At 64.1% G+C, this 12,802-nt stretch carries 8 protein-coding genes; 4 read left to right on the top strand and 4 right to left on the bottom strand.

Annotated elements, in window-relative coordinates:
• The first annotated feature begins 23 nt into the window (after positions 1 to 23).
• A complete protein-coding gene (locus BRA471DRAFT_RS13800; protein ID WP_007608120.1) occupies positions 24 to 794 on the top strand; it encodes an SDR family NAD(P)-dependent oxidoreductase in 771 nt (256 codons plus the stop codon).
• A 181-nt stretch (positions 795 to 975) separates the two neighbouring features.
• Here the strand turns inward: BRA471DRAFT_RS13800 and BRA471DRAFT_RS13795 are convergent, their stop codons facing one another.
• Genes BRA471DRAFT_RS13795 through BRA471DRAFT_RS13785 form a run of 3 tightly spaced genes read right to left on the bottom strand, consistent with a single transcriptional unit; the run spans position 976 to position 6,726 of the window.
• Entirely contained in the window at positions 976 to 4,452 is a 3,477-nt protein-coding gene (locus tag BRA471DRAFT_RS13795) for an error-prone DNA polymerase (RefSeq protein WP_007608117.1), read from the bottom strand.
• A complete protein-coding gene (locus tag BRA471DRAFT_RS13790) occupies positions 4,449 to 6,041 on the bottom strand; it encodes a DNA polymerase Y family protein (protein ID WP_035973923.1) in 1,593 nt (530 codons plus the stop codon). The genes BRA471DRAFT_RS13795 and BRA471DRAFT_RS13790 overlap by 4 nt, the downstream gene beginning before the upstream one ends.
• Positions 5,938 to 6,726, bottom strand: a complete 789-nt coding sequence (locus tag BRA471DRAFT_RS13785) for an ImuA family protein (protein WP_007608113.1) — start codon at positions 6,724 to 6,726, stop codon at positions 5,938 to 5,940. The genes BRA471DRAFT_RS13790 and BRA471DRAFT_RS13785 overlap by 104 nt, the downstream gene beginning before the upstream one ends.
• A gap of 163 nt (positions 6,727 to 6,889) precedes the next feature.
• On the opposite strand from BRA471DRAFT_RS13785, the gene BRA471DRAFT_RS13780 reads away from it, so the two are divergent.
• The 3 genes from BRA471DRAFT_RS13780 to BRA471DRAFT_RS13770 all read left to right on the top strand — a co-directional run bounded on the left by BRA471DRAFT_RS13780 (position 6,890) and on the right by BRA471DRAFT_RS13770 (position 11,294).
• The gene (locus BRA471DRAFT_RS13780) at positions 6,890 to 8,125 is read left to right on the top strand and encodes a putative DNA modification/repair radical SAM protein (protein WP_007608112.1); all 1,236 of its coding nucleotides are present in this window, start codon (positions 6,890 to 6,892) and stop codon (positions 8,123 to 8,125) included.
• Positions 8,125 to 9,567 carry a UdgX family uracil-DNA binding protein gene (locus BRA471DRAFT_RS13775; protein WP_007608111.1) on the top strand — a complete coding sequence of 481 codons (1,443 nt, stop codon included), beginning with the start codon at positions 8,125 to 8,127 and terminating at the stop codon, positions 9,565 to 9,567. Before BRA471DRAFT_RS13780 ends, BRA471DRAFT_RS13775 begins: the two co-directional genes overlap by 1 nt.
• Before the next feature lie 98 nt (positions 9,568 to 9,665).
• On the top strand, positions 9,666 to 11,294 hold the full coding sequence (locus tag BRA471DRAFT_RS13770) for an inorganic phosphate transporter (protein ID WP_007608110.1): 1,629 nt from the start codon (positions 9,666 to 9,668) through the stop codon (positions 11,292 to 11,294).
• A 164-nt stretch (positions 11,295 to 11,458) separates the two neighbouring features.
• Here BRA471DRAFT_RS13770 and BRA471DRAFT_RS13765 read toward each other — a convergent pair whose 3' ends face one another.
• Positions 11,459 to 12,631, bottom strand: a complete 1,173-nt coding sequence (locus BRA471DRAFT_RS13765) for a M20 aminoacylase family protein (protein WP_007608109.1) — start codon at positions 12,629 to 12,631, stop codon at positions 11,459 to 11,461.
• Positions 12,632 to 12,802 lie beyond the last annotated feature (171 nt).

Here is a 12,802-nt window from a genome sequence, read left to right as displayed (position 1 = left end):
CGACCAACAAAGGAAAACCAACAATGGATCTCGGTCTCAAGGGCAAGAACGCCGTCGTGCTTGGCGGCACGCGCGGCATCGGGCGGGCGATTGCGGCGACGCTGGCCGGCGAAGGCAGCAATGTCGCGGTGTGTGCACGCAACGCCGATCAGGTTGCCGCTACCGTTACGGAGTTGAAGGCCGGCGGGATCCGCGCGACCGGCGGCCCCGTCGATGTCACCGACGGCGCGGCACTGAAATCCTGGATCGAGAGCGCGGCAAAAGAGCTTGGCGGCATCGACATGCTGTTCTCCAACGCGGGCGCGATGGCGCAGGGCCATGACGCCGCATCGTGGGAACAAAATTTTCGGCTCGACCTGCTCGGCGCCGTGCATGCGTTCGACGCCGCGCGGCCGTTCCTCGAGGCCAGCGGCGACAAGGGCGGCGACGCCGCCTTCGTGATCATCTCATCGATCTCCGCGGCGCAAGCGGACACGGCGAGCTCGTACGGCCCGATCAAGGCGGCACTGATCCACATGGCCAAGGGGCTGGCGCGGCAGTACGCGAAGAAGAAGATCCGGGTCAACGTGGTCTCGCCCGGCACCGTCTACTTCAAGGGCGGCGTCTGGAATACGATCGAGCAGAACATGCCCGAGCGCTACAATGATGCGATGAAGCGTAACCCCACCGGCCGCATGGCGACGCCGCAGGAGATCGCGAGCGCGGCGGTGTTTCTGGCAAGCCCGGTGTCGGGGTTCACCACGGGCTCCAATCTCGTCGTGGACGGCGCGATCTCGAACCGGGTGAATTTTTAGGCGAGCATGCGCGTCCCTGCCTTTCCGTCATCCTGAGGTGCGAAGCTTGCGATGCAAAGCATCGCAAGAAGAGCCTCGAAGGATGAATGGCCGAGCTGGCAGCCGGGCCGTCGCCCTTCGAGGGCCGCCGAAGAAGCGGCCACCTCAGGGTGACGGTGCGAGAGCGGCGCGGCCCACACCCTCAATGGAAATCGCGCGACGGCGGCAGGATGCGGACGTTGCGGGGGTGGCGAAGTTTTTGAGCGGGCGCATCGGTGTGAGCGCGGGGATCGTCGTTAAGCGGTTCGACCACGGTGGCGCCTGCCGGCACCGGATGCTTGCGGCCGAGGGCGTCGTTGGCGAGGCCGACCAGATCGTGCGAGCGGTCGATCATGCGCTGGGCAATGAGGTGCGTCACCTTTTCGGGGCTGCTCTGGATGTAGCCCTCGACCAGGATGAGGCGCGCGCCCATCACCTCCTTCCGGTACTGCTCCATGATCTTCGGCCACACCACGACATTGGCGATGCCGGTTTCGTCCTCCAGTGTCATGAACACGACGCCGCTGGCGCTGCCCGGCCGCTGCCGTACCAGCACGACGCCGGCACAGCGGACGCGGCGCCGCTCGTTCTCATGATTGATGTCCTTGCAGGCAACGATGCGCTCGCGCGTAAACATCTCGCGCAAAAATTCCATCGGATGGCCTTTGAGCGAAAGGCGAATGGTCTGGTAGTCCGCGACCACCTGTTCGGCGCGCGGCATCACCGGCAACGGCCTGGCGTGCTCGTCCGGCTGCTCGCGTGCGGTGGCCACCTCGAACAGCGGCAGCGGAACATCGTCGGGCAGGCGACGCACCTGCCACAGCGCCTCGCGGCGGTCGAGCCCGAGCGAGCGGAACGCGTCGGCATCCGCCAGCAGGATCAGCGCGCGCTTGGGCAGGCCGGTGTCGCGGGCGAAGTCTTCCAACGATGTGAAGGGCCGGCGGTTGCGGGCGGCGACGATGCGGTCGGCCCAGTCTTTCGTCTTGTCATTCCGGGACGAGGCATGAGCGTCGAACCCGGAATCCACGCCTCCAGGCGTACGCGGTCCGATGGATTCCGCGCTCGCACCAAGCGGCGCGCCCACATTGCGCAATTGCGCAATGGGGAATGACGATTGGAGACATTTCAAGCGCTCCTCATCCTCATCGAGCCAATGAAAACCGTCGATCTGGCGGAAGCCCAGACGCACGGCGCAATATTTGCCACTTCCTTCTTCCAGCGTGTTCTGAGCAAAGCTGCAGGACACGTCGATATCGCGCACCTCGACCCCGTTCTTGCGGGCGTCGCTGACGATTTGCGCCGGGGCGTAAAAGCCCATTGGCTGCGAGTTCAGGAGTCCGCAGCAGAATGCATCAGGGTGATAATGCTTCAGCCATGAGGAGATATAGACAAGCTGCGCGAAGCTTGCGGCATGGCTCTCCGGAAAACCGTAGCTGCCAAAACCCTTGATCTGTTCGAAACAGTTTCTGGCAAAATCAGGCGCATAACCGCGCGCGATCATGTTGCCGATCATCTTGTCTTCGAACCTGCCGATGGTGCCGACATTGCGGAACGTTGCCATCGCACGGCGGAGGCCGTTGGCTTCCTCCGGCGTGAACTTCGCGGCCTCGATCGCGATCCGCATCGCCTGCTCCTGGAACAAGGGCACGCCGAGCGTCTTGTGCAACACTCTGTAAAGCTCGTCCTTGTCGCCATGCTCCGGTGACGGCGATGGATAGTTCACTTTTTCCAAGCCGTTCCGCCGCCGCAAATAGGGATGCACCATGTCGCCCTGGATCGGTCCCGGCCGCACGATCGCGACCTCGATCACGAGATCGTAGAAGGTCCGTGGCTTCAGCCGGGGCAACATGTTCATCTGCGCGCGGCTCTCGACCTGGAACACGCCGAGCGACTCCCCGTCGCACAGCATGTCGTAGACTTTGGAATCATCCTGCGGCACGCTCGCCAGCATCCAGCGTTCGCCCTTGTGCTGCTCGATCAGATCAAAGCACTTGCGGATACAGGTCAGCATGCCCAGCGCGAGCACGTCGACCTTCATCATGCTGAGCGCGTCGACATCGTCCTTGTCCCATTCGATGAAGGTACGATCGTCCATCGCGGCATTGCCGATCGGCACATAGGTGTCGAGCCGGTCTTGCGTGAGCACATAGCCGCCGACATGCTGGGACAGATGACGCGGGAATTCGATCAGCTCGGTCGCGAGCTCGACCGCGAGGTTGATCATGGAGTTTTGCGGATCGAGGCCGGCCTGCCTGACCTGCATGTCGTTGAGGCCCTTGCCCCAGCTTCCCCACACGGTGTCGGCGAGGGCCGCGGTGACGTCCTCGGTCAGGCCCAGCGCCTTGCCGACGTCGCGGATGGCGCTGCGCGGGCGATAATGAATGACGGTGGCGATGATCGCGGCGCGATGACGGCCGTAACGCCGATACACATATTGCATCACCTCCTCGCGCCGCGAATGCTCGAAATCGACGTCGATGTCGGGCGGCTCCAGCCGCTCCTTGGAGATGAAGCGCTCGAACAGCAGATCGACCTTGGTCGGGTCAACCGAGGTGATGCCGAGCACGTAGCAGACCGCCGAATTCGCCGCCGATCCCCGCCCCTGGCACAGAATGTTCTGGCTGCGCGCGTATTGCACGATGTCGTGCACGGTAAGGAAGTAATGCGCGTATTTCAGCTCGGCGATCAGCGCGAGTTCTTTCTTCAGGGTGGCGCGCAGCTTGTCGTCGATCTCGCCATCGAAATATTTGTCGACACCGGCCCAGGTCAGATCCTCCAGATGCCTTTGCGCGGTCTTCCCCGGCGGTACCGGCTCATCCGGATACTGGTATTTGAGCTGGTCGAGCGAGAAGGTGACCTTGTCCGCAAAGCGCATGGTCTCCGCGATCGCCTCAGGGAAATCACGGAACAGGCGCGCCATCTCCCTGGGCGTCTTCAGGAACCGTTCTGCATTGGCTTCCAGCTTCCGGCCGACCGCCTCGATCGTGGTTTTCTCCCGGATGCAGGTCAGCACGTCCTGGAGGGGACGGCGCGCGGGGTGGTGATAGAGCACCTCGTTGGTCGCAAGCAGCGGCACTTTTGCTTTTGCGGCGAGATCATCGAGCTGCGCGAGGCGACGGCGGTCGTCGCCGCGATAGACCAGGCTCGCCGCCAGCCACACGCCCTCGGCACGGCTTGCCTTCAGCCTGGCGAGAATGTCCTGCGCTTGCGCCGCATCGAAGCGATGCGGCAGCGTCAGGATTAGGAGCTGGCCTTCGGAAAACGCAAGGAGATCGGCGAAGGTGAGATGGCATTCGCCCTTCGCGATCCGCGTGATGTCGTCGCCGCGCTTGCCCCTGGTGAGAAGCTGGCACAGCCGGCCATAGGCGGCGCGGTCGCGCGGATAGACCAGGATATCGGGCGTCCCATCGATGAAGACGATGCGCGTGCCGATCAGAAGCTTCGGCTTGTGCAGCACCTCGTCATTGTCGAGCTCCTTGTAGGCACGCACTACACCGGCGAGCGTGTTGTGATCGGCAATGCCGATCACGGGAATGCCGAGGATGCTGGCCTGATGCACATAGTCGCGCGGATCCGAGCCGCCGCGCAGGAAGGAGAAATTCGTGGTGATTCCGATCTCGGCATAAGTGGGCGTGTTCATGCGAAGAGACCGTGCACATACCAACCGGGAGGAGCGGGCTTGCCGTCGCCGTCGAAGCACTCCCCCTCGTAAAGACCGTCGCGAAAGATCCAGAAGCGCAAGCCTTCGGCATCCTCGATGCGGAAATAGTCCCGCGTCAGTTGCTTGCCGTCCTGCCGCCACCATTCCATGGCGATGCGCTCGGGGCCTTCCACCCGCACTACCGCATGCAGCGCGCGACGCCAGGTGAATTGATGCGGCGGCCCGTCGGGGACGGTCGCGAACGGCACATTGATCGGCTCAGGCTTGTCGAACAGCCGCAACGGACGCAGCGGCGGCTCAGTCTCGGTGCGCGCGGGCCATTCGGCCTGCATGGCCACGGCGAGATGATGCTGGGCAGGCGCCGCCAGCACCGCACATTCAGGGATATGGGTATCCTCAGGCAGATGCACGACGACGCGCTTTCCGCCGATGCGCGCGGCGATGCGGTCGATCAGCGCGGCAAGCTCGTCATTGTCGTGGACATGGGCGTCGAGATCGCGCTGCTCCTGCACCACGATCTCGGTGCGGCTTGCCGACAGCCGCACCATGTCGAAGCCGAAGCCGGGATCGAGCGGATCGGCGAGGGCATCGAGACGCTCGCGGAACAGCCGGTCGACGACCGCGCTCCGCGTCACGGGACGTCCGGTCTCGACCATGATCGCACGCACGGCGCCGTCGGTACGGAAGAAGGTGGCCTCCAGCCGGCGCGCGCCCTTGCCCTGCTTCTCCATCGACGCAATTAGCGTGTCCGCCAGGCGCGACAGCGTCATCGCGATCATGGTGTCGGTCGCGATCGGCTCGGCAAAGCGTTTCTCCACGATGTAATCGGGCAGCGGCTTTCGTGGATTGATCGGCGCATCGCCCTGCCCCAGCGCATGCGCGAGCAGTGTGGAGAATCGTGCACCAAACCGCGCCGTGATTTCGCTCGGCGTGCGCGAGGCGACATCGCCGATGGTCTTCAAGCCGGCGCGGCGCAGGCCGGTGCTGATAGTCTCGCCCGCGCCGAGCGCGGACACCGGAAACCGGCTGATTGCCGCCGCCTCCCCGCCATCGGCAACGATGGTCCCTGAAGATTGCCGCGTCAGCGTGCGCGCGCAGACCGAGGTACCGGCGATCGCCGCGCTGACGGCAAAGCCCTGGCGATCGAGGGCACGGACAAGGGTTTGCAACAGCGCAGCCTCGCCGCCAAACAGATGCGCGCAGCCGGTGATGTCGAGAAACAGCCCGTGCGGCGGATCGAGCGCCACCAGCGGCGTGAAGCGGTCGCACCAGTCGGCGATGTCGCCGATCGTCTTCGCATCAGCCATGGCATCGGCGTCGAACACCTTTAGATCCGGACACATCGCCCGGGCATTGGCCAGGGGCTGGCCGATATACAGACCGAGGCGCTCGGCGGCCTCGTCCAGCGCATGGATCACCAACGCGTTGCTGTCCTTGATGACGACAATGCTCGGATCATTGGTTCTACCCAGCCCGACGCCGTCGAAGAACCGCTGGATCCGGTCGATGGGCAGGCGCGGCAGCCACAGGCTGAGGATACGCCGACGATTCAGAGAACTGGCACTCATCACATTTCCATTCCATGATCCACCGGCCGCAGGGGCCATGACGATTGCGCAGGAGCTCGGCATCGAAGCGCGGCGCGCCCCAGGCACTCCACACCGGCCCCGGCGGCGAATGCGCCGCGCGAAGCATCCATCTGGTCTCGGCGGTCGAGGGCAAGGGTTGCGCGGCCATCCGCAGCAGCAAACCGGTGACACCGGAAGATTGCGCAGCCAGCGTCAGCTTGCGGCTCGCCACGAGATCGAACTGCCTGGTCTCACCCCAGAGCTCGAGCACGACCGCGCCCAGCGCGTCGCAGGCGAGCGCATCGGCCGACGTGCGCAGGGCACTCTCCACGTCGGCAGCGCGTACCATCACCATGCGGCGCGGATCGAGACCGATCTCGGCGAGCCCGCTCATCGACAGCGCCCCGGTTTCAATGTCTGAAAAATCCTGCCGCACCCACAGCAGTGGCTTGCGCACCGTCACGCGCCCCGCAAGTCCCGTGACAAAGCCGGTCGCGGCCGCGCCCTGGCGTCCTTCGCAAAACACCTCGTGGATTGTCGCGCGCGCGAGCCCGCCCTTCAGCGCGCTGTCGGCCTCGCTATGGCCGAGCGCGACACGGTCACGATGATGCACGACCTCCGCCGTCTCGATGCGCTCGATCTGGCCGCGCAAGGCTGCAAGCGCGCTTGTTCGTGCGCCGCTCATATACGCCGCTCCTCAAGGGTGATTGCCGATGGCTCTCAAAAAGAGAACCAGCGGCTAGCTCATTTGTTCATGATATGTTCTAATATAAAGCTAACGACGCCCCGGGAGTCAATCGAATTGGCGGGCCTTGGGATTCATGAGCTGAATCAAAGGGATTCCAACTATGGACGTGCAACGCAAGCTGGAAATCCTGGCGGACGCCGCCAAGTACGACGCGTCCTGCGCCTCCAGCGGCACCGAGAGGCGGGATTCCAGCGACGGCAAGGGCATGGGCTCGACCGCGCCCGGCATGGGCATCTGCCATTCCTACGCGCCGGACGGCCGCTGCATCTCGCTGCTCAAAGTGCTGCTGACCAACGCCTGCAATTACGATTGCCTCTATTGCGTCAACCGCGCCTCCTCCAATGTGCCGCGTGCCCGCTTCACCATCGACGAAGTGGTCAAGCTGACGCTCGACTTCTACCGGCGCAATTACATCGAGGGGCTGTTTCTCTCCTCCGGCATCATCCGCAACCCCGACTACACCATGGAGCAGGTGGTGAGCGTCGCGCGCAAACTGCGCGAGGAGCATCACTTCCGCGGCTACATCCATCTCAAGACTATCCCCGAGGCCGACGATGCATTGATCTCCGAGGCCGGCAAATATGCCGACCGTCTCTCCATCAACATCGAGATGCCACAGGAGACGAGCCTGCAGCAATTCGCGCCCGAGAAAGACGTGCGCGCGATCCGCCGCACCATGGGCCGGCTGCGGCTGAAGCTGGACGAGGCCGAGGAAAGCCGCAGCGCGAAGACGAAAGCCAAGCCGCAGCGCTTCGCGCCGGCCGGCCAGAGCACGCAGATGATCGTCGGCGCCGACGCGGCCTCCGACCACACCATCCTCCACACCAGCGCCAATCTCTACGGTTCATATCGGCTGAGGCGCGTCTATTATTCCGCGTTCAGCCCGATCCCCGATGCCAGTCGCGCGCTGCCTCTGCGCGCGCCGCCCTTGCTGCGCGAGCACCGACTCTATCAGGCCGATTGGCTGATGCGGTTCTACGGCTTCGACGTCGGGGAGATCGTCGACGACAGCGCGATGCTGCCGCTCGACATCGATCCAAAACTCGCCTGGGCGCTGCGCCACCGCGACCGCTTCCCGCTCGACGTCAACCGCGCCAGCCGCGAGGAATTGTTGCGCGTGCCGGGCTTCGGCACCAAGGCGGTCGAGCGCATCATCGCGGCGCGCCGCACGACCACGATCCGCATCGCCGATCTCGCGCGGCTGCATGTGCCCCGGAGTAAAGCGCTGCCGTTCATCGTCCTCAGCGATCACCGGCCCGCGCCACATCGCCTCGACGAGGCACGGCTGATCGAACGATTCAAGCCGAAGGCAACACAACTGGGATTTGGCTTCTGATGCAGTACATCACCCTCGAGAGCGAAACCGATTTCGACGGCTGGCGCAAAGCCGCGCGTAGCCTCGTGCTTCATCAGGTGAAACCGGCCGATGTCACCTGGGCCGTGGAGGGTGGCGAAGCGGAGCTGTTCGCGACGCCCTCGCCGTCTCCGCTGCCGGCGGCTGGCGACGGCACCTTCAACGTGCCTGCAAAATTCGTCGAGCTCGCCAAGGCCGCGATCCTGCATCGCGATCCCGAGCGTTTCGCGATCCTCTATCGCCTGCTGTTTCGGCTGAAGAACAATCACGATCTCACCGAGGTCGCGACCGATGCCGATGTCGCGCAAGTCATGGCCATGGCAAAGGCGGTCTACCGCGACGAGCACAAGATGCATGCCTTCGTGCGCTTCCGCGAGATCGGCAGGGAACGTGAAGCACACTACGTTGCGTGGTTCGAGCCGGAGCATCACATCGTCGAGCTCGCCGCGCCGTTCTTCGCCAAGCGCTTTGCCGACATGCCCTGGTCGATCCTGACGCCGGATTTGTGCGCGCATTGGGATGGCCACGCGCTCTCGTTCACATCAGGCGTCAGCAAGAGCGAGGCGCCGAGCGAAGACCGGCTGGAGGAAACCTGGCGGCGCTACTACACCAGCATCTTCAATCCGGCCCGCCTTAAAGTGAAGGCGATGCAAACGGAGATGCCGAAGAAATATTGGAGGAACCTGCCCGAGGCTTCGATCATTAAGCCTCTGATCGAGGATGCCGAGCGCATGACCGGCGCCATGATCGCCAATGCCGCAACCAATCCGCACAAGCCTCAAAAGCGGCCGGAGGCTCCGATGAAACGCAAGATCGCTACCGACGATCTCGAAGCGCTCCGCGAGGAGGCCGCCCACTGCCGCGCCTGCCATCTCTACAAGGACGCCACCCAGACCGTGTTCGGCGAGGGTCCGAAGTCCGCCAATATCATGCTGGTCGGCGAGCAGCCCGGCGACAAGGAAGACCTCGCGGGCCATCCCTTCGTCGGTCCGGCCGGCCAGATGCTCGACCGGGCACTGCAAGAGGCCGGCGTCGACCGCAAGAAGGTCTATGTCACCAACGCGGTGAAACACTTCAAATTCGTGCCGCGCGGCAAAATCCGCCTGCATCAGAAGCCGAATACGCCGGAGATAAAGGCCTGCCGACAGTGGTATGAGCGGGAAGTCTCCGTCATCCAGCCCGATCTCATCGTTGCGATGGGCGCGACCGCCGCGCAGAGCGTGTTCGGCAAGATCACCCCGATCGGAAAGAACCGTGGCCGGCTCATAGACCTGCCCGACGGTTACAAGGCGCTGGTGACGGTGCACCCGTCCTATCTGCTGCGGCTGCCCGATCCGGAAGCCAAGGCGCTGGAATATCAGCGCTTTGTCGAAGACCTGAAGATCGTCGCCGGTTTGCAGAAGAAAGCCGCGCGCGCCGCCTGAATACGAGCGGGAAAACGGCTTTCAAGCCTCGGTTGTCATCCAGCCTTCAAATCCATCGAGGACAATAGCCCTTACAGAAAGTTAAGGGGCGTTCAGACATGACCGATGTTGCATTCGACCGCGCGGTAGCCGATCCCGCGCCGATCCAGCCGGCCTCGCGGCCAAATCTCGACAAGGGCTTCAATCCGCTGACGATGATCCTGTTCTTCGGCATCCTTGCCGCGGGCCTGCTCTATGTGGCCTACAGCATCTATGCCGACGTCGATGCGACCGGCACCAGGGTCACGAGCTACCTGCCCTTCATCCTCCTGTTCGTCGCGCTCTTGATCGCGCTCGGCTTCGAGTTCGTCAACGGCTTCCACGACACCGCCAACGCGGTTGCGACCGTGATCTACACCCACTCGCTGCCGGCCGAAGTTGCGGTGATGTGGTCGGGCTTCTTCAACTTCCTCGGCGTGCTGCTCTCGTCCGGCGCGGTCGCCTTCGGCATCGTCTCGCTGCTGCCCGTCGAGCTGATCCTCCAGGTCGGCTCCAGCGCCGGTTTCGCGATGGTGTTCGCGCTGCTGATCGCCGCGATCCTTTGGAACCTCGGCACCTGGTACTTCGGCCTGCCGGCCTCCTCCTCGCACACGCTGATCGGCTCGATCATCGGCGTCGGCGTCGCGAACGCGCTGATGCGCGGCCGCGACGGCACCTCGGGCGTGGACTGGGGCAAGGCCACCGAGATCGGCTATGCGCTTCTGCTGTCGCCGCTGGTCGGCTTCGTCTGCGCCGCCGGCCTGCTGCTGCTGCTCAAGCTGATCATCAAGAACCCAGCGCTCTATGCCGCCCCCGAGGGTAACAAAGCCCCGCCGATCTGGATTCGCGGCCTGCTGATCCTGACCTGCACCGGTGTCAGCTTCGCCCACGGTTCGAACGACGGCCAGAAGGGCATGGGCCTGATCATGCTGATCCTGATCGGCACAGTGCCCACGGCCTACGCGCTCAACCGCGCCTTGCCGGAGTCGCAGGTCGCCCAGTTTGCGAAGGTCTCGGAAGCTGCGTCCAAGGTGGTTGCGGCCAAGGGCGCCGGCCATGCGATCATCGGCGATCCTCGTCCTGCGGTGACGCAGTACATCACCTCGCATCACATCAGCGAAGGCACCTATCCCTCGCTGTCGGTGCTGGTGAAGGATGTCGGCGAGCAGGTCGCGAAATACGGTTCGCTGAACAAGGTGCCGGCGGAAGTCGTCGGCAACACCCGCAACGACATGTACCTGACCTCGGAAGCGATCCGCTTCCTGATGAAGGACAAGGAAAACGACCTCAGCAAGGAAGAGGTCGCGACCTTGAACGCCTACAAGGGCGGGCTCGACAGCGCGACCAAGTTCATCCCGACCTGGGTGAAGGTCGCGGTCGCCATCGCGCTCGGCCTCGGCACCATGATCGGCTGGAAGCGCATCGTCGTCACCGTCGGTGAGAAGATCGGCAAGACCCATCTCACCTACGCGCAGGGTGCCTCCGCCGAGCTCGTCGCGGCCGCCACGATCGGCGCCGCCGACGTGTTCGGGCTGCCGGTCTCGACCACCCACGTGCTGTCGTCCGGCGTCGCCGGCACCATGGCCGCGAACGGTTCGGGTCTCCAGGTCGCCACCATCAGGAACATGGTGATGGCCTGGGTGCTGACCTTGCCGGTCGCGATCCTGTTGTCAGGCACGCTGTACGTGATCTTCTCGCGGATCTTCTGAGCTCTTTCCCTCTCCCCGTTCTTACGGGGAGAGGGTCAGGGTGAGGGGCTGCTTCCGCGATCGCGGTGAGAGACGGACTCGCGGAGAGTCCCCCTCACCCGGAATTCAAGCTGCGCTTGAATTCCGACCTCTCCCCGCAAGCGGGGCGAGGTGAAGTAAGAGCCTTACGACGCCGCGAGCGACTCCTCGACCAGCTTGACCCAGTACGACGTGCCGTAAACGATCGCCTCGTCATCGAAATTGTAGGCGGGGTGATGCAGGCCGGCGCTATCGCCGTTGCCGCAGAAGATGAAGGCGCCGGGGCGCGCTTCCAGCATATAGGCGAAATCCTCGCCGCCCATCAGCGGCGACATCTCGAGCACATTGGCCTCGCCCGCAACTTGCCCCGCGATGCGACGCGCAATCTCGGTCTCCGCGGCGTGATTGTTCACCACGGGATAATTCCGCTTGTAGTGCAGGTCGATCTTGGCGCCGGTGATCTGCGCCACGCCCGCCACGACCTCGTGCACGCGCTTCTCCACCAGCTTGCGCACCTCGGGCGACAGCGTGCGGATGGTGCCCCTCAATGTCGCGGTTTGTGGAATCACGTTGCGGGCATTGCCCGCGTGGAACTCGCAGATCGAGATCACGGCCGATTCCAACGGATCGACGCTGCGCGCGACGATCGACTGCAGCGCCGTGATCACCTGTGCGCCGACAAGAACGGAATCGACACATTTGTGCGGCCGCGCGGCATGGCCTCCGAGACCCTCGATCATGATATCGACCTCGTCGGTCGCCGCCATGATCGGACCCGGCCGGATCGCGAACGAGCCCACCGGAATGCCCGGACCGTTGTGCATGCCGTAGACCTGCTCGATGCCGAAGCGCTCCATCATGCCGTCCTTGACCATGGCCAAGCCGCCGGCGCCACCCTCCTCGGCCGGCTGGAAGATCACCACCGCATCGCCGGCGAAGTTGCGGGTCTCGGCGAGATAACGCGCAGCACCGAGCAGCATCGCGGTGTGGCCGTCATGACCGCAGGCGTGCATCTTGCCCGGGGTCTTCGAAGCGTAAGGCAGGTTGGTCTGTTCCTCGACCGGTAGCGCATCCATGTCGGCACGCAGGCCGATGGCCTTGAGGCCCTCGCCGGCCGGCTTGCTGCCCTTGATCACGCCGACCACGCCGGTCTGGCCGATGCCCGTCACGACCTCATCGCAGCCGAATTCGCGCAGGCGGTCCGCGACGAATGCTGCGGTGCGGTGGACGTCGTAGAGCAGCTCCGGATACTGGTGGATGTCCCGGCGCCAGGCCTGAATATCGGGTTGAAGGTCGGCGACGCGGTTCACGATGGGCATGGAGGGGTCTCGGGGTTTATTGAAAATGCAGGCCTGTCTACCATGCAAGCACCAGTCCACCCAACTGGCGGAGGGTCTGGGGTAGCTCTGTCCTCTCGTCATGGCCGGGCTTGTCCCGGCCATCCACGTCTGACTATTAGAACGGAAAGCGCGTGGATGCCCGGGACAATC

The sequence above is a fragment of the Bradyrhizobium sp. WSM471 genome (assembly GCF_000244915.1).
In the GTDB taxonomy this organism is placed as follows: Bacteria; Pseudomonadota; Alphaproteobacteria; order Rhizobiales; family Xanthobacteraceae; genus Bradyrhizobium.
This window is presented reverse-complemented; position numbering and strand designations above follow the sequence as displayed.